Raw genomic sequence first — 16437 nt, forward strand, 5'->3', positions numbered from 1 at the left:
GCGGGCGAGGGCGGTGCGGTTATTTTTGCACGACCCGCACCGCAGGCGCCTTGGGCTGCATCAGGCTGAAGTCGATCAAGGCTTTGCGCTGGTGTTCATAAGGGTTGCCGATCAACAGCGGGCGGGCCTTGAAGTCATCGCTCACCAGGCTTTTACTGCGGTCCAGCTCATCAAAACTCAAACCGGCCAGGTCTGCCCAGGTGTGGATCAAGTGAGCGCTGCTGTAGGGGCGTGACAGGTCAGCGCTGAAGTTCCAGTCATGAGTTTCACGCCACTTGGGCGAGGCCCAGGCGATGAACGGAACGGTGTACATCGGCGCGGTCGGCTTGCCTTCGTTGCGGCCAAGCGTGCTGTGGCCCGGCGAATCGAACACGTCTTCGCCATGGTCCGACAGGTACAGCAAAAAGCCGTTGGGGTCGGTTTTGGCGTAGTCCTTGATCAGGCTGGACACTACGAAGTCGTTGTACAGCACCGCGTTGTCGTAACTGTTGTAGGTCGGGACCTGGTCGTCACGCACCCCCGCCGGTACGCCCTGGCGGTCGGTGAACGTCTTGAAGCTGGGCGGATACCGGTATTGATAGCTCATGTGGGTGCCGAGCAGGTGCACCACGATCAGTTTGCGCGCAGCGCTGTCTGCCAGGGCCTGGTTGAACGGGGCGATCACATCGCCGTCGTATTGCGCCGCGTTCTGGTTGCGGTTGTTGTTCAGGTATACCTGCGCATCGGCTTGTTGAGAGAAGGTCGTGAGCATGGTGTTGCGCTTGGTCATGGTCTGCTGGTTAGTGATCCAGAAGGTCTTGTAACCGGCCTGCTTCATCATGCTCACCAGGGACGGTGTGCTCAGGTAAAGGTCTGGGTTCTGTTCATCGGCGAACGTCAGCACCTGCTGCAGCGCTTCGATGGTGTAGGGGCGCGGGGTGATGACATTGTCGAAAACCGAGAGCTGGTCCTTGAGCTTGTCCAGTTCCGGCGTGGTTTTCCTTGGGTAACCGTACAGGCTCATGCGCTGGCGGTTGGTGGACTCGCCGATGACCAGCACCAGAGTGGCGGGCTGGTCGGCCATGGCGTCCTTCAGGTGGCCCAGGGGGGCGATCTTGCTGGCGCTGTGAAGCATGCCCTGCATGTTTTCCAGTTGTTCGCCATAGCGCCGGTAAGCAACCAGCATCTGCCACGGCACGGCCGGCTCGATGCGACTTTCGAATTTCTCCAGGCCACCGGCAAATGTACCTGCACGCAGGGTGTGCTTGACCAGCGGATAGCCGGCAACTGCCACCACAATCGCAGTCGCCGCGACCATGGCTTGGCCGCGGGGCAGGTACACCGGGCGCAGACGTGTCCAGAGCCAATATCCGACGGCGGTATGGGCCAGGAAGGCCGCCACCATCCACCAGGCAAAATACTGCGTCATGTACTCGCCGGCTTCGGACACGTTCGATTCGAACATGATGAAGATGACGCTCTGGGAAAACTCCTGCTGATAGATGAAGAAGTAGCCCAGGCTGGCCATGGAGCAAGCCCACAGGACCACGCCGATCAGCGCAGCAAGTAAACGGGTCCGGGCAGGAAAGAGCAGCGTGGGCGCAAGCCACAGCGCGCTCATCACGAATGCCTGGCGAAACCCGGTGAACCCAGAGGTGTCGGTTACCAGTATGAGCAGTTGGGTAATGCCCGAGAAATACCAGAAAAACAGAAATAACCAGCCAAACCCGGCCCAGTCGAAACTTTTCGCAGTCGTTGTGCTGCGTTTGAACAAACTCATCAAGCGCTCCAGCCTTCCTGTCGACAAAGCCGCTGGCACCCAATGGATGCCCACAGACATGCGCCGAACTACCTAAAAGGCCGGGAGTATCGCGATGGGGGTGTGAAAAGTTTGTTAGATATTTGGTTACAAAACGAATGTCGGGGGGGCTGTGGCGAAGGCGTTATTTGTGGCGAGGAGGTTTATTTCCGGTGGTCGCGTTGCAACCTCACGCACTGAAACCCGCGCACTCAGGGGCTGGCCGCTACGTGTTGCGGCAAGAACACATGCCCTTGGCACGAATGGGTACACATGGAAATGACACCGGTTTGTCCAGTGCCACTTCCGGCGCCGCGCCTCTGCTCGGGGGTTACCGAGCCAGGGCCTGGCTCTGATGGGACAGCTGGGAGTGTTGCAACTGCATGCGCAATTGCGTCACCTCATCAAGCAGCAGATCACGCTCTTCTTTGAGCAGGCGTAATTCGTCGCGACGAATGGTCACGTAAAGGGTTTGGGGAGGACGTGCGGTAACTACGGAGTCCATTGCTCACCTCGCAAATGGCGTACATCAACTATAGAGATGTCGCCAGTATTTGGTCGACACCTCTACTATCGGCGCCGATTCTGATTTCTTTTGCTTGTGATTGGAACTTTTTTATTTTTCATGGTCGCTGTGTCTTTGGCCGGATCTGGAGCGTTATCCCTTGTGATCGCTCGAATTACCCGGAAACTATGCAGCAATGCTCTGGACTAACCTCCACTCGTCGATTGAGCTAAACCTTTGACACACCTTTATTTGTAGTAGGGAGCATCAGCACATGCAACTCGGGATCATTGGACTGGGCCGCATGGGCGGCAATATTGCGCGGCGCCTGATGCTCAATGGGCATACCACCGTCGTCTACGATCGCAATGCCGCCTTTGTTGAAAACCTGAGCCAGGAGGGCGCAACGGGCGTCGCGGATCTGCCGCAACTGGTGGCCGGTCTGGAAAAACCACGGGCTGTCTGGGTCATGTTGCCTGCCGGCGCACCCACCGAAGACACGATTAACGTTCTCAGCGAGTTGCTGGAGCCGGGCGACGTCATCATTGATGGCGGTAACACGTACTACAAGGATGACATCCGTCGCGCGCAGGCGTTGTCGGTCAAGGGCCTGAATTATATCGACGTCGGCACTTCCGGCGGCGTCTGGGGCCTGGAACGCGGTTATTGCATGATGATTGGGGGTGACGCCGAAGTGGTGAAGCGCCTGGACCCCTTGTTTGACAGCCTGGCACCAGGGATGGGCGATATCCCGCGCACCCGCGACCGCAAGTCCGACGATGATCGCGCTGAACGCGGCTACATCCACGCGGGCCCGGCCGGTTCGGGGCATTTCGTGAAGATGATCCACAACGGCATTGAATACGGAATGATGCAGGCCTTCGCCGAGGGCTTTGACATCCTCAAGACCAAATCCAGCGAAAGCCTGCCACCTGAGCAGCGATTTGACTTGAACGTGGCCGATATCGCCGAAGTCTGGCGTCGCGGCAGTGTGGTGTCGTCCTGGCTGCTGGATTTGACCGCCGACGCCTTGGCCAGCGATCCGAAGCTGGACGGCTTCTCTGGTGAGGTTGCCGACAGTGGTGAAGGGCGCTGGACCATCGAAGCGGCCATTGAGCAAGCGGTGCCGGTGCCGGTGCTCTCCAGTTCATTGTTCGCCCGTTTCCGCTCGCGGCAGCAGAGCACCTACGGTGACAAGATGCTCTCGGCCATGCGCTTTGGCTTCGGTGGTCACGTGGAGACGCCGAAAAAATGACCTCGATCGGCAGGAAATCCAAGGCAGAACCCGCGCCGCCGACCACGCTGTTTCTGTTCGGCGCCCATGGTGATCTGGTCAAGCGTCTGCTGATGCCGGCGCTGTACCACCTCAGTCGCGACGGGCTGCTGGGGGATGGCCTGCAGATCATTGGCGTCGACCATAATGCTATCAGTGATGTGGACTTCGCCAGGAAACTCGAGGATTTCATCCGTCACCAGGCGGCGAGCAAGGGCGGCGATGCCGACCGGGCGCTCGACCCGGTGCTGTGGGCCAGCCTGGCTCGGGGCATCAGTTATGTTCAGGGTGACTTCCTCGACGACAGCACCTACCAAGCACTGGCGGCGAAAATCGCCGCCAGTGGCACCGGCAACGCGGTTTTCTATCTGGCGACCGCGCCGCGCTTTTTCAGTGAAGTGGTCCGCCGCCTTGGCGCGGCTGGGCTGCTTCAGGAACAGGATGATGCCTTCCGGCGTGTGGTGATCGAGAAACCGTTCGGTTCCGACCTGCAAACCGCCGAAGCGCTCAATGCCTGCCTGCTCAAAGTCATGAGCGAAAAACAGATCTACCGGATCGACCATTATCTGGGCAAGGAAACGGTGCAGAACATTCTGGTCAGCCGTTTTTCCAACAGCCTGTTCGAGGCCTTCTGGAACAATCACTACATCGACCACGTACAAATCACCGCCGCAGAAACCGTTGGCGTGGAAACCCGTGGCAGTTTCTATGAACACACCGGCGCCCTGCGGGACATGGTGCCCAACCACTTGTTCCAGTTGCTGGCGATGGTGGCCATGGAACCGCCGGCCGCCTTTGGCGCCGATGCGGTGCGTGGTGAGAAGGCCAAGGTGGTCGGGGCCATTCGCCCCTGGTCGGTGGAGCAGGCCCGCGCCAACTCGGTGCGTGGCCAGTACACCGCAGGCCACGTCGGCGACAGACCGGTCAATGGTTACCGCGAGGAAGCGAATGTCGCGCCCGACAGCAATACCGAAACCTACGTCGCCCTCAAGGTGATGATCGATAACTGGCGTTGGGTCGGGGTGCCGTTTTACCTGCGCACAGGCAAACGCATGAGTGTGCGGGACACGGAAATTGTCATCTGCTTCAAACCGGCGCCTTACGCGCAGTTTCGCGATACCGAAGTCGATGAACTGCAACCTACGTACTTGAGAATCCAGATCCAGCCCAATGAAGGCATGTGGTTCGACCTGCTGGCCAAGCGGCCGGGGCCAACCCTCGACATGGCGAATATTGAGCTGGGATTTGCCTACAAGGACTTCTTCGAAATGCAACCGTCCACGGGCTACGAAACCTTGATCTATGACTGCCTGACCGGCGATCAGACCTTGTTCCAGCGTGCCGACAACATTGAAAACGGCTGGCGTGTGGTCCAGCCGTTCCTCGATGCCTGGCAACAGGACGCGACGGTCCAGTTCTACAAGGCCGGTGAAGATGGTCCGTCGGCCGCAGATGACCTGCTGACACGCGATGGCCGCGTTTGGCATGCGCTCGATGAGTGATCAGGTGAAACACCCCATCCGGTTTTTACTCAGTGACATGGACGGCACGCTGTTGCTGCCCGACCACAGTCTCAACCAGCGCACTATCGAGGCCGTTCGCTCGCTGCGCGAGGCGGGCGTGATGTTCAGCCTCGCCACCGGGCGGCCGCCCCGGGCGATGTTGCAGCAGATCGAAGCCTTGGGCGTGGACCTGCCTACCGCCGCGTTCAATGGCGGTACGCTGGTCCACCCGGACGGCAGTTTCCTCGCCGTGCACTACCTGCCACCTGAGGCGGCTTTGGCGACGCTGGCCTTGTACGCCGACCAGCCTGATATCGAGGTCTGGGTGTTTGCCGACGGCGACTGGCTGGTGCGCGACGCCAACGGTCCGATGGTGCCGGTGGAGACGCGTGGGCTTGGCTATCCGCCGGTGCAAGTCGAGAGTTTCGAGCCTTACCTGGAACGTATCGACAAGATCGTCGCCACCAGCGCCAATACGCAGCTACTGGTTGAGCTGGAGGCGCGTTTGCATCCGCTGCTCAAGGGCCAGGCTCAGGTCTCGCGTTCGCAACCGATCTATCTGGATGTGACGGCGATGCGGGCAAACAAGGGTGAAGCGCTGGCGACCCTGGCAGCGTTCCTGGGGGTGCCGTTGGAACAGACTGCCGCCATGGGCGACGGTGGCAACGATCCGGCGATGTTTCACCGTGCGGGGTTGTCGATTGCCATGGGGCAGGCGGAGGAGGCGATTCAGCGTCAGGCCGATGTCATCACCGCAGCCAACACCGAAGACGGCGCGGCGCTGGCAATCGAGCGATTCATTCTGGCTCGATGAACCAAGCAAATCCTCAGGGCCGGTACCGCACCACCACTGCTCGATACTTGCCATGCAGAGAATAGCCGCCCACCAGGATCTTCCCGTCTGCCTGCAGCGCCAGGGATGTGGCGGTGTCGAGGCTGTAGCCCAGTCGAGTGCGGACCCAACCTCTGCCCTCACCGAAATCCGGATCGAGGCTGGCGTCCGGCAAGTGCCGGGCCAGAACGAAGTCAGTTTCGATACCGCCGATGGTGGCCCCAGCGGTCACCAGCTTTGCGTCTGCTTGAAGCTGGGCCGCCGTCCACTGACTGGCGCTGTTGCCAAATTTCAGGAACTGACACTGTCCTTGATTGCAGCGAGGGTCCGGTTTGCCGTCCCTGCCCACTCTTAGCGACAGGCAATGCATCGGGTCGCGGCTGCTGCCCAGTGCTTGCAGATCACCGTCTGGAAGTTGGACGATCTGGCTGACCATCACGCTGTGCTGTTGGGTCGTGATGGACAGGAAACCGTCCTCGCCAAAGCTGTCATCAAGTGTGCCGCTGGGATCATAGCGGGCCATCAAACCTTGTTGGGGCAAGTCAATCACTCCGCCGACCACGATGCTGCCGTCGGCCTGAAGCGCCACACAACCCAGCCAAGTGTTTTTCAACAGATGCCGGACCATCACAAAGCCGCGGTTGTTGAACGAAGTGTCCAATGCGCCGTCGGGCAGGAGCCGGATCAGGATGCCGACATGGTCAGATAATTGGTAATGATGATTGGCGAGGATGAGGATCCGGCCATCGGCCTGCACCCGCATGTCGCAGGCTTCAAGACCCGGTACGCCGGGTGGGAGCCAGGTGTCGCGCAGACCTTGGGAAAGATTGCCGCACAGCCGTATGACCTGCCGCCCGGCGCTGCCGAAGCTTTGAACGGCGCGGCCCTGCTGATCGAACAGCGCGATGGCGGGCAGGGTGCGGTCGGTGTTTTCGTAGTGCAGACCGGACAGCAGGATACGGCCGTCGGGTAATTCCATCACCTTGCCTGCCGTGGCTTCGAAGCCGCGCTCAAAAGAGCCGATCACATAGCCATGGTGTCCGAAGCTCGCGTCAGCCGAACCGTCGTGGTTGAGCCGTGCAAGCCCGAACCGGCTGCCTTCGGTCGTTTCGATCCGGGCTGCCACCAGGATCCTTCCGGCACGATCGACCGTCAGGCCCGTGGTCCGGCTCCCGAAGCTACCGGTAAAATGCACCCAGGCTTTACCGTTATCGGCAAAGCCTGGGTCGAGTTGGCCGGCACAGGCTGCGGCCGTCGGCATTGCAAACGCGGTTTGATCGAGCATGCATGCCTCTCCTTGCGTGTCGATAAGCCCGGAGGGGCGACGACTGCATGAGGGCAACATTCAATCCCTGAATGTGACAATGCACAACTATCAGACGCTGCAGAAACAGCAGCGAATCGTGCCAGAACACTGGCTTTTCGATCCAGTGCAAAGCCTGCAATCCATCATCAGGTTTACCGCTAAGGATTTACTCAGGCATGGACCAGGATTGCAGGGTGTAGCCTTCCTGGCTCAACTCGGCACGGGCCTGTTTCAAGCAGTCAGCCAGTTGGGCCGGGTCGGTGTAGGCACTGCTTGGAATCTGAGTGCGGCCAATATGAGTATTGGTGCGGTCAATGACGGTCAGGCTCAGTTCACCATTACCGTCTTGTGGAGCCCAGGCCACGCATTGAAAAGGACGAAAGGCGCGGTCGGCAATCAAAAGAGCTTCGTTGATACGGAGCGGGGCGTTCATGGCGTTATCTCTTAAGTATGCCCAATCAAATGATGTGCCGTCGGTTGGGCGTACCGGGCGGCTGGTTACTTGTACTGATGTCTTGTAAGGGGGGGCAGGTCACACATTCCTTAAATAAATTTCGATTTTCTTTCAGACCCGGCTTTTGGACTTTTGTTTGAAAGCTTGATGAAAGATTCAAGCGGGCGACAACTAACGAAACGCGCGCTTATAACCACTTTAAAGCGAACTCGATAATCAATTGATACAAGCAGGTGTCAACTTCTTGCTACTGTTACATGCAGGTTCGCCAAACGACTGTTTTTCCTCATATTCCTTATTTTGGCGCCAAGGATCAGTCATGATCGAAGCCAGTACGTCGCGTCGTCTGCTCGTGGTTGATCCCTGCGATGATTGCCATCGCCTGTTGCCCGGATTACGCACCATTGGCTGGGACGTGGAGAGCTGTTCCCTTGAACATGCGGGCGATCGAACGTGCGATGTGGGCCTGTTGCGACTTCAACCTTTTCATCTGGAACGGCCGGAGGCGGTCAAGGAGTTGATCAGCCGCAGCGGCACCGAGTGGATCGCCGTGCTGAATCAGGAAGTGTTGCGTCTGAAGAATGTGGGGGACTTTGTCTGCGAGTGGTTTTTTGATTTTCATACCTTGCCATTCGACGTGTCCCGGGTTCAGGTGACTCTGGGCCGCGCCTTTGGCATGGCGCGTTTGCGCGGACAGGGCTCGATTCACATCAATGAGCCCGAACATGAATTACTGGGCGACAGCAAACCCATTCGGGAGCTGCGCAAATTGTTGAGCAAGCTGGCACCTGCTGAATCGCCAGTGTTGATTCGCGGTGAAAGCGGCACCGGCAAGGAGCTGGTGGCGCGCACGCTGCATCGCCAATCCCATCGGCGCAACAAACCGTTCATTGCCATCAATTGTGGCGCGATACCGGAGCATTTGATCCAGTCGGAATTGTTCGGGCACGAGAAAGGCGCTTTCACGGGTGCCCATCAGCGCAAGATCGGGCGGATCGAAGCGGCTCACGGCGGCACGTTGTTTCTGGATGAAATTGGCGACCTGCCGTTGGAGCTACAGGCCAATCTGTTGCGTTTCCTGCAGGAGAAACACATCGAGCGGGTCGGAGGCAGCCAGCCGATCGCCGTCGATGTGCGGATTTTGGCCGCCACCCATGTGGATCTGGAAGCCGCCATCGAGCACAAGCTGTTTCGTGAAGACCTGTATTATCGCTTGAACGTGCTGCAGGTGCTGATGGCGCCGTTGCGTGAACGCCATGGCGATTTGTCGATGCTGGCCAGCCACTTCTCGCATTTCTACAGTCAGGAAACCGGTCGCCGGCCTCGCAGTTTCAGTGAAGACGCGTTGGTGGCCATGGGCAAGCATGACTGGCCGGGCAATGTGCGTGAGCTGGCCAACCGAGTACGTCGCGGCCTGGTGTTGGCCGAGGGGCGGCAGATCGAAGCGATGGACCTTGGCCTGACAGGCCATCAAGGGCCGGTCGCGCCGATGGGCACCCTTGAAGACTACAAGACCCGTGCTGAGCGCCAGGCGTTGAGCGATGTGCTTAACCGGCACAGTGACAACCTGAGTGTTGCTGCCCGCGTGCTGGGCATATCCCGGCCGACGTTCTACCGGCTTCTGCACAAGCATCAAATCCGCTGAATCAAGCCTTGCACTATTCGATGTGAGAGCGAGCCTGCTCGCGGTAGCGGTGTGTCAGTCACCAACAGGTCACTGATCTACCACTACCACGAGCAGGCTCGCTCCCACAGGGCACTGCGTTAGAAGTAATACGGGAATTTCAGGCTAAAGGTGAAGTCCGGTGCATCGTCGGTCAGACCGATGGACAGGTTGGGGACGATGGTCAGGTTGTCGCTGGCGGCTACGGTCATGCCGATGTTGAAGTAGCCGGCATTGGCGTCGCTGGAAACCACCGATTCCCAATCCCCGCCGTCCTGTTTGAGCTTGCTTTTCTTTTGTATGAGGTCGGAAACCGAGAACGACATACTCATCTTCTCGTTCAGCGCGAAGGCAATGCCCGCGCCGATCTGGAAGCTGTCGCCGATCCGCACCTTGCCCGGTATCCTCTGGTTGACGGTGGAGCTTATGTCGTCGAAGGACTCTTCGAAGTTATGGGTGTAGGAGAGGCTGCCGAACAGCACGGCCGGATCGAAGGTCTTGACCAGCGAGATCCCGGGTGTGATCGACCATACGCCGTTGCCGGTGGGCAGCTCTTCAGGCACAAACAGGTTGGTGTTGGCCTGGGACTGGCGCAGCTTGATGCCGAACGGCTCTTCGCCGGTTGGCGCCTTGACGCGCAGAGTGAGCACCGCGTCCGGGCTGTTGATCGATTCGTCCATGAATTTGTAGGCGATGCCGAAGTTGACGTCACCGATGGTGGGATCGCGGGTAACGGTTTCTTCGCTGGTCACCCCAGCTGCCCCTTGGTTGGCACCGCCGGACTGATAGGTGGATTCGCGGTAGACCACCGGTACGTTGAGGTCGAACTGCCAGCGATTGTCGAAGTTGTAACGGCCGGTGAGGTCCAGGGTCCAGGTGTCGGCCTTGATCCTGTCCAGGTTGATGTTGCCCAGGAAAATCGAGTCCAGGGCCAGGAAGCCGTTCAGAATCAATTGTCGTGTGTCGTAGCGCGAATAGGTCACGCCGGTTTCGAAGCTGAACTTGCCACCGCCAAAAAAGCCGCTGGCCTCGTCATAGAGGTTGGAGACACTCTGGGCGGGCTGTGAATCATCGGCCAGGGACTGCCCGTAACCGCTGCCGCCAGCCGCAGTCTGGTTGCCTTTCATGTCGGCTGGGGATTTGGCCAGGCGCTTGGGCGCGGGAGCAGCGGGTTGATCTTCGACCTGGCGGACTCGCTGCTCGAGTACCGCCAGGGCTCTTTGCTGGACCTCGTATCGTTGTCTGAGCTCGAGAAGCTCCTGCTTCAGTGCTTGAATGTCGGCGTCAGGTGCTGCTTGCAGCAGGGGCGCCGGTAAAAGGGTGCTTACGCACATCACAGCGCGCAACGATACGGATCGATACATGAAATATGCCGTCCCTATTTGCCCAGTGGTCGCAAGGCAGCGTAGTTCAATATCCGAGATTGCGCAGTCCGCGCAGCTGGGTCAGGTTGCAGTCCAAAGCTCCGGCGCTGAGGCCGTTGTTGTTCAACACCACGTTGAGTTGCGTCATGTTGTTGACCAGGTTGCTGTTACCCAGCAAGCGAGTGTTTTGCAGCAAGCCGCCCTGGGCGACTTGTTGCAGAGAACTACCCTGGTTGTGGTTGGCCTGGATCGCCATCTGCACGCCGCTGCCGGTGGCGGTAACCGCGACACTGCCGGCGGCGTTGCTGCCGCTGATGGTTTGGCCTTTGCTCAGCAGCTGGCCTTGAGCAGGCACCAGTGCGGGTGCCTGGTTGCTTTCCCTGACGTTGATGCTGACGTTGTTGTAGGCGGAATTGCCATCGCCCGCGGCGCGCACGCTCTGGGTCACGCCCTGGCCACCGGCCAGGCCCGCGCCACCGACAATGTTGCCGCTGCCCTGTTGCGGGGCCTGGCCATTGCCGGTCTGCTTGATCGTTGAAACATAGAACTGGGGTTTGACGGTGGCCGCCTGGATTTGCATGGAACTGCTCGCGCCGATCAGGTCGCCACTGGCGTTGCGCCAGGTGCTGCTCATGACGATGCCGAAGCTGATGACCCGACCGGGCATGACATAGCGTCCACGCAGTTCGGCAAGCTCCTGATCCTTGACTTCGATGGGTTTGAATCCGGCGTGGGCATGGCCCGACACAGCCGCGGCAAGGCTGGCAAACGCCAGCCAGCGTGAAGTTTTCATGTGCTGCTCCCGGAGCTTCCTGCTCCTTTTGTACTTATGGTTGGCGATTGGTCGGCGATTAGAAAAAGTCGCTCTGTATGAAACCAAAATCCATCAGCTCTGCATCTTTGACCGGGTTGAACCCGTCCAGTTTGTTACGCGCCGTTAGCGGTTGCGGAGGGGTGCGCAGTGCGTTGGTCTTGTCGTAACCCGGGCCGACGATGGCAAACACGATGCCGTTCCAGCCTTTGACGAAATCGTTATGGGCGTAGCGCTTGTGCCCCAGTACGGGGTCGGCGATATAAACCCATTGCTGGTCGGCTCGCTGCAATACCACGAAGTGCTTGTAGCCACGGATGTCCATCAGGACCACCACCGGAATTGTCACTGCCTCGAGCTTTTCTGGCGGTATCCGGTAGCCCCGGGCGCGCATGCCGATGCTTTCCACGTAGCGCTTCATATCGAGCATGGAAAATCCCTGGGTGCGGACCAGGTCATGGTCGGCTTTGACCAGCATGCCCTTGATGACGTGCTCTTCATCCACGTCAAGCCAATAGGCCTGGCGCAGTACCGTGGCCAGCGCGGCGGCGCCGCAACTGAAATCGGTTTTCTGTTCGACGATGTCACTGAACTTGCGCTCGCGCACACTCTGTACTGGCTTGTAGACCAACATGCCGCCGGGTAGGGCAGCGACCGGCATTTGCGCAGCTTCAGCCACGCCGGCCAGACAAAGGAGCAGAGAAAGGGCTGCCGCTCGCATGATCGATACGCCTTATGCACACCTGGGAAAGAAGCCCCGTTTCCGGGGCTTCGTTTCGATCGCGCTTACATGCAAGCCCTGCAACCGGCCGAAATGGACAGCGAGTTGCTTTGCTGGTTGCCCACGCCCGCCGACACGTTGGCGCCGCCGTTACCGGAGAAGCCGTTCATGGAGTTGGTCATGGTCGCGTTGTTGATGACAGGGTTTTTCCAGCCATCGCGGGTCAGCACTTGTTGAGTGTTGCTGCCGGCCAGTTCGAAAGTGCCCACGGCGGAGAACTTGAACTTGTCGTCATCGTGACCGCCGCCGTAGCCGCCTCTGTTGCCCCAGCCGCCATGGTCGTCGTCTTCGACGGTGCCGGTGCCTTTGGCCTTGAATGTGCCGGAAGCAGCGTAGGTGCTGGTGAGGGTGTCGGTCTTGTAGGTCCGTACGCCCTTGTTGTCGACCACAAGGCCGGTGGAAGACTGATCGGCCGAGGCTGCGGCTTCTGCGACACGTCCGCCCGATACAGCGATGGCCAGGTTGTTTTTCTGTTGGTTGAAGTTGCCGGCCGTCACGTTGATGCCGATGTTGCCGGAGCCATTGTTGCCCGCATTGGTGAGCGAGGCGTTGTTTCGGGTCGAGTTGTTTTTGACGTAGTTATTGTTATTGACCTGCATGGCGCTGGAGGTCGCGACCGCCGAGCCGAAGATGAATGCTTCGTCAGCGGTGGCGATGGCGGCGGCGTTGTCCTGCTGGTTGCCATCGCCGGCGGCGATGTTGGCGCCCATATTGCCGTTGCTGCCATTGAGCGAGTCAGCGGCTTCAGCCGTGTTGCGGGTGGCCTGGTTGGTCACCACGTTGCCGTCGCTGTTCTGCTCATCCATCACGGTCGCGCTAGCCCCGGCGGTGATCGAAAGCAGTTGTTCAAACGACGGACCTTGCGGACCGTGATTGCCATGCCCGTTGCCGTGCCCGTTGCCACGTCCGTTTCCATCAGCCTGTGCAGCCATTGCCATGACAGCGGCGAGAGCGAAAACCAATGGTTTAAGTGCCATTGTTGGTTTCATGGTGTTTCTCCTTGCGTGTCGTTGGTTAAGTGTCAGTACTTTCTTATGCCCACGTTTTTCGGGTCAGTCAGCGACCCGGATGCTCAGGGTGTTAGCCATGCGGTTCCCCACCCCGGCACTCTGGTTCACCTGGATAACCCCTCGGCTGCCGGTGAAGGCCTGGTCGCTGGTGACGACCTGGCGACTGCCGGTTGGGGTGCCAGTTGCTCCTGAGTTTGGTAACAACGCCACGTTCTGTTGAGAAAGGGCGCTATCGTCGATGCTCTGCGGCCGGGCACTGATGCCCACCCGCATGACATTGGCCATCTGGTTGTTGGCCCCGGCAGACTGGTTCACGCCCAGTACTCCGTTGCCGTTGCTAAATGAGCTGCCGCCGATGCGGGCCGTTGCGTTCATCGACGGGTCGGCCGCGGTGTCCAGTCGTTGACGCACGACAGTGGTGGCCTGGGCGTGAGTGCCGATGGCGATGGCCCGGGTGTTGGTCTGCTGGGTCTGATCGCCAGCGGCCTGGTTGACGTTGAAGTTGCCGGTATAGCGGCTGCCGGAATCCTGCAGATTGGCAGTGCTGATCACCGCCGCGCCCGGATCGGCGAACGCGGTGGACGAGCCGAGCAGGGCAAGCAGAAACAGGGTTGGCTTCATGTCACTGACCTCCGGCCAGCCGGCCCAGCGGGGCCAGCCCTGAACTCAGCGAGCGGTTGATCGTGCCGGAGATGGCACCACCGTTGCCGCCACCGTGACCGGCGCGCATGCCCGGCAAGCCGTTGGGGTTGGTCACGATGTTCAGACCTTGTACGCCGGTGTTGTTCGGGTTGACGGCGTTGCGGATCGACGAGCCGCTGGCGACGCTGGCGAATTCGCCGTCGCTCAGCTCGATGCTGGCGGTCGCTTGATTGACTCGATCAGATGGGTTGGCGTTGACGGTGCTCGGGTAGGGGTCTTTGCCACCGTTGCGACCGATATGAACGGGCTGTACGTCACGGGTGAGCACAATGACGCCGTTGCCCTCGGCCTGCACAGGGAGGCTGAACGTCGCGCCAGCGGCGCAGCCGATCAACAGCAGGCAGGTCAAGCTTCTATTGAAAGTCCCCACGGCATCGATTCCTTCTTCGGTGGGCTGGCCTTGGTCCAGCGTTGCGAAGGAGGAAGAGCAGGTGTTGTGCCGGTTATAAAAAATCTATCAAATTCAATGGGTTGCTATATTTAAGGGGAGTTTCGCCCAGCACCTGTTTCATCCGTGAGACATGCCGATAGAGGCTAATGGCCGGGCGCTATCGCTTGGCTCTGGTTCAAGGCTTCGCAAGCAGGTGTTTCAAGAACCTGACAAAGGCACTGGAAAAACCATCGAAGTGCTCTGGAGCCGGGTTTGCCACGACTGGGGTGTTTCAATAGTGGTACAAACAGAGGGGTAAATCAGGCTTGGAGCAGTCGAGTCACGGTTGCAAACACCCGTTCCCGACGTTGCGCCCAATCGCCTTCAATAACCTGGAAGGGTTGCTGATGCCGAACCAGCCATTGCTCGATAGCCTCGAAAAACCTCATTCGGTCTTCCAGTTCGGGTTGGCAGCGCAGGCCGTCGCCCGTCCATTCGACCTGTTGCGGGCTCAGCAGCAGGTGCAAGTCGTAATGGCGCGCCAGCAAGGCCGGCTCCAGCCAGCTTGGGCAGTCGCCGAACAGGGTTTGGCTCCAGAGGATGTTGCTCAACAGGTGGGTGTCGAGGATCAACAACGGTGGTTTACCGGCGCGGGCCGCGTCTTCCCAGGCCAACTGTCCTGCGGCGATATCGGTGATGTCCGACAGGCGGGTCTCACGCGGATTCTGCTCCATGAAGTGGCGAACGTATTCGTCCACCCGCAAGCCGCCGAAGTGCTCCTGCAACTGCGCCGCCAGCCAGCTCTTGCCGCTGGACTCCGGGCCGGTGAGCACCATCACCTTCATGTGCGCAGGACCGGGTCGGCGCGCCATTCGCGCCAGCCTTGTACGGCCAACAGCGTGAACAAAGCGTAGAGCGCAGCGGTCAGGTACAGGTCCTTGTAGATGAACAAGCCCACGAAGATGATGTCCAGGGCGATCCACAACGGCCAGCATTGCACGCGTTTTTGCGCCATCCACCACTGCGCCACGAGACTGAAGCCGGTGAGTGCAGCGTCGAGCCAGGGCTGGGCGGCGTCGGTCCAGTGCGCCATGGCAGCACCCAGCATCAGGCTGCCTGCCGCGCCGACCGCCAGGCCACGCAATACTGAAGGCGCGCCCAGACGGGTGATTTGTCGCCCCTCATGATGCTGCCCCGCACGAGTCCATTGGTACCAGCCATAGAGTTGCAGTACGGCGTAGACACACTGCAGCAACATGTCCGAGTACAGCTTCACTTCGAAGAAGATCCAGCTATAGAGCAGCACCATGACCAGGCCGATCGGCCAGCACCAGGGGTTCTGCTTGACGGTCAACCAGACAGCAATCACGCCGAGGGCTGCGGCAAACAGTTCAAGCCCGGACATGGCGATTCCTTGGGTAGTAGGAGAAGGCGGCGATTGTAAACGCTGGCGCCCGTTTTTCTATGCCTGGTAAACCTTCTTGAGCAGGCGCAGCAATTCTTCGCGCTCGGCACCGTCAAGCGTTGAGGTGGAGTCCAGGTCGCTCTGTGCGGCGATTTGCTTGAGTTCCTTGAGCAGGGTTTCGCCGGTTTTGCTCAGGAATATCCCGTAGGAGCGTTTGTCGGGCTTGCACCGCACCCGCACGGCCAGTGCCCGGCTTTCCAGCTTGTTCAACAGGGGCACGACTTGCGGCGGTTCGATCGACAGGGCCTTGGCCAGATCGGTCTGCATCAGGCCGGGGTTCTGGTCGATGATCGCCAGGGCCGAAAATTGGGCGGGCCGCAGATCGTGGATGGCGAGTCGACCGATCAGGTTCTGGAACAGTTTCAACTGGGCGCGACGCAGGGCGTAACCGATCAGATCATCCAGCGCGGAGTCCAGCGGGGCCTGTGCGTCGGTACCGCTGGCCTGGGGCTCGGCGGGTTCGGCAAGCTTGGAAGACTTGGCCATCGGAGGGAGCATCCTCAAGGTGAGTGATTAACAAGGCTATCCATTTTGCCGAGGTTGAAGCGCGATGGCTATGGTGGATATCGAAATCGGGATTTGTCGCTTTGTCCTGTCCGTTGGGAAAAATACAGATAAATGG

At 59.6% G+C, this 16437-nt stretch carries 17 protein-coding genes; 4 read left to right on the forward strand and 13 right to left on the reverse strand.

Annotated features, from left to right (window positions below; genetic code table 11):
- Positions 1-19: 19 nt before the first annotated feature.
- Both AC3I65_RS11715 and AC3I65_RS11720 read right to left on the reverse strand, forming a co-directional pair.
- Entirely contained in the window at positions 20-1759 is a 1740-nt protein-coding gene (locus AC3I65_RS11715; protein ID WP_160892645.1) for a phosphoethanolamine transferase CptA, read from the reverse strand.
- Positions 1760-2108: 349 nt separating this feature from the next.
- Complete coding sequence (locus AC3I65_RS11720) at positions 2109-2282, reverse strand: DUF6026 family protein (RefSeq protein ID WP_171061379.1); 174 nt, start codon at positions 2280-2282, stop codon at positions 2109-2111.
- Between the two features lie 250 nt (positions 2283-2532).
- Between AC3I65_RS11720 and gnd the strand changes: the two genes are divergently transcribed.
- Genes gnd through AC3I65_RS11735 form a run of 3 tightly spaced genes read left to right on the forward strand, consistent with a single transcriptional unit; the run spans position 2533 to position 5871 of the window.
- Complete coding sequence (gene gnd / locus AC3I65_RS11725; RefSeq protein ID WP_256244141.1) at positions 2533-3537, forward strand: phosphogluconate dehydrogenase (NAD(+)-dependent, decarboxylating); 1005 nt, start codon at positions 2533-2535, stop codon at positions 3535-3537.
- Positions 3534-5057 carry a glucose-6-phosphate dehydrogenase gene (zwf, locus tag AC3I65_RS11730; RefSeq protein WP_076384973.1) on the forward strand — a complete coding sequence of 508 codons (1524 nt, stop codon included), beginning with the start codon at positions 3534-3536 and terminating at the stop codon, positions 5055-5057. The genes gnd and zwf overlap by 4 nt, the downstream gene beginning before the upstream one ends.
- Positions 5050-5871, forward strand: a complete 822-nt coding sequence (locus AC3I65_RS11735) for an HAD family hydrolase (protein ID WP_047226638.1) — start codon at positions 5050-5052, stop codon at positions 5869-5871. The genes zwf and AC3I65_RS11735 overlap by 8 nt, the downstream gene beginning before the upstream one ends.
- Positions 5872-5884: 13 nt before the next feature.
- Here AC3I65_RS11735 and AC3I65_RS11740 read toward each other — a convergent pair whose 3' ends face one another.
- Positions 5885-7174: an NHL repeat-containing protein gene (locus tag AC3I65_RS11740; protein ID WP_488523747.1), complete on the reverse strand. Its 1290-nt coding sequence runs from the start codon at positions 7172-7174 to the stop codon at positions 5885-5887.
- A 187-nt stretch (positions 7175-7361) separates the two neighbouring features.
- A complete protein-coding gene (locus AC3I65_RS11745; RefSeq protein WP_047226544.1) occupies positions 7362-7628 on the reverse strand; it encodes a hypothetical protein in 267 nt (88 codons plus the stop codon).
- A gap of 340 nt (positions 7629-7968) precedes the next feature.
- Between AC3I65_RS11745 and AC3I65_RS11750 the strand changes: the two genes are divergently transcribed.
- The gene (locus AC3I65_RS11750; protein WP_047226543.1) at positions 7969-9294 is read left to right on the forward strand and encodes a sigma-54 dependent transcriptional regulator; all 1326 of its coding nucleotides are present in this window, start codon (positions 7969-7971) and stop codon (positions 9292-9294) included.
- Positions 9295-9413: 119 nt separating this feature from the next.
- On the opposite strand, the gene AC3I65_RS11755 is transcribed toward AC3I65_RS11750, so the two are convergent.
- The 9 genes from AC3I65_RS11755 to AC3I65_RS11795 form a co-directional block, all read right to left on the reverse strand.
- Positions 9414-10676, reverse strand: a complete 1263-nt coding sequence (locus AC3I65_RS11755) for a fibril amyloid transporter FapF (protein WP_076384969.1) — start codon at positions 10674-10676, stop codon at positions 9414-9416.
- Between the two features lie 46 nt (positions 10677-10722).
- A complete protein-coding gene (fapE, locus tag AC3I65_RS11760) occupies positions 10723-11469 on the reverse strand; it encodes a fibril amyloid subunit FapE (protein ID WP_076384967.1) in 747 nt (248 codons plus the stop codon).
- A gap of 58 nt (positions 11470-11527) precedes the next feature.
- Complete coding sequence (locus AC3I65_RS11765; RefSeq protein ID WP_047226540.1) at positions 11528-12208, reverse strand: C39 family peptidase; 681 nt, start codon at positions 12206-12208, stop codon at positions 11528-11530.
- Between the two features lie 65 nt (positions 12209-12273).
- Complete coding sequence (locus AC3I65_RS11770; RefSeq protein WP_107322510.1) at positions 12274-13257, reverse strand: heme utilization protein; 984 nt, start codon at positions 13255-13257, stop codon at positions 12274-12276.
- A gap of 63 nt (positions 13258-13320) precedes the next feature.
- Positions 13321-13899, reverse strand: coding sequence for a fibril amyloid subunit FapB (gene fapB / locus AC3I65_RS11775; RefSeq protein ID WP_076384963.1), 579 nt, complete (start codon positions 13897-13899; stop codon positions 13321-13323).
- A gap of 1 nt (position 13900) precedes the next feature.
- Positions 13901-14350, reverse strand: coding sequence for a hypothetical protein (gene fapA, locus AC3I65_RS11780; protein WP_076384961.1), 450 nt, complete (start codon positions 14348-14350; stop codon positions 13901-13903).
- Between the two features lie 320 nt (positions 14351-14670).
- Complete coding sequence (locus AC3I65_RS11785; RefSeq protein ID WP_047226536.1) at positions 14671-15195, reverse strand: AAA family ATPase; 525 nt, start codon at positions 15193-15195, stop codon at positions 14671-14673.
- Positions 15192-15755: a nicotinamide riboside transporter PnuC gene (gene pnuC, locus AC3I65_RS11790; RefSeq protein ID WP_047226535.1), complete on the reverse strand. Its 564-nt coding sequence runs from the start codon at positions 15753-15755 to the stop codon at positions 15192-15194. The genes AC3I65_RS11785 and pnuC overlap by 4 nt, the downstream gene beginning before the upstream one ends.
- Before the next feature lie 57 nt (positions 15756-15812).
- Positions 15813-16301 carry a MarR family winged helix-turn-helix transcriptional regulator gene (locus AC3I65_RS11795; protein WP_047226534.1) on the reverse strand — a complete coding sequence of 163 codons (489 nt, stop codon included), beginning with the start codon at positions 16299-16301 and terminating at the stop codon, positions 15813-15815.
- Positions 16302-16437 lie beyond the last annotated feature (136 nt).

This window comes from Pseudomonas sp. N-1-13 (assembly GCF_057787095.1).

Bases quoted from the DNA above. Each gene is read 5' to 3' on its own strand.
- AC3I65_RS11715 (WP_160892645.1), bottom strand. From the start codon at position 1,759: ATGAGTTTGTTCAAACGCAGCACAACGACTGCGAAAAGTTTCGACTGG.
- AC3I65_RS11720 (WP_171061379.1), bottom strand. From the start codon at position 2,282: ATGGACTCCGTAGTTACCGCACGTCCTCCCCAAACCCTTTACGTGACC.
- zwf (WP_076384973.1), top strand. From the start codon at position 3,534: ATGACCTCGATCGGCAGGAAATCCAAGGCAGAACCCGCGCCGCCGACC.
- AC3I65_RS11735 (WP_047226638.1), top strand. From the start codon at position 5,050: ATGAGTGATCAGGTGAAACACCCCATCCGGTTTTTACTCAGTGACATG.
- AC3I65_RS11740 (WP_488523747.1), bottom strand. From the start codon at position 7,174: ATGCTCGATCAAACCGCGTTTGCAATGCCGACGGCCGCAGCCTGTGCC.
- AC3I65_RS11745 (WP_047226544.1), bottom strand. From the start codon at position 7,628: ATGAACGCCCCGCTCCGTATCAACGAAGCTCTTTTGATTGCCGACCGC.
- AC3I65_RS11750 (WP_047226543.1), top strand. From the start codon at position 7,969: ATGATCGAAGCCAGTACGTCGCGTCGTCTGCTCGTGGTTGATCCCTGC.
- AC3I65_RS11755 (WP_076384969.1), bottom strand. From the start codon at position 10,676: ATGTATCGATCCGTATCGTTGCGCGCTGTGATGTGCGTAAGCACCCTT.
- fapE (WP_076384967.1), bottom strand. From the start codon at position 11,469: ATGAAAACTTCACGCTGGCTGGCGTTTGCCAGCCTTGCCGCGGCTGTG.
- AC3I65_RS11765 (WP_047226540.1), bottom strand. From the start codon at position 12,208: ATGCGAGCGGCAGCCCTTTCTCTGCTCCTTTGTCTGGCCGGCGTGGCT.
- AC3I65_RS11770 (WP_107322510.1), bottom strand. From the start codon at position 13,257: ATGAAACCAACAATGGCACTTAAACCATTGGTTTTCGCTCTCGCCGCT.
- fapB (WP_076384963.1), bottom strand. From the start codon at position 13,899: ATGAAGCCAACCCTGTTTCTGCTTGCCCTGCTCGGCTCGTCCACCGCG.
- AC3I65_RS11785 (WP_047226536.1), bottom strand. From the start codon at position 15,195: ATGAAGGTGATGGTGCTCACCGGCCCGGAGTCCAGCGGCAAGAGCTGG.
- pnuC (WP_047226535.1), bottom strand. From the start codon at position 15,755: ATGTCCGGGCTTGAACTGTTTGCCGCAGCCCTCGGCGTGATTGCTGTC.
- AC3I65_RS11795 (WP_047226534.1), bottom strand. From the start codon at position 16,301: ATGGCCAAGTCTTCCAAGCTTGCCGAACCCGCCGAGCCCCAGGCCAGC.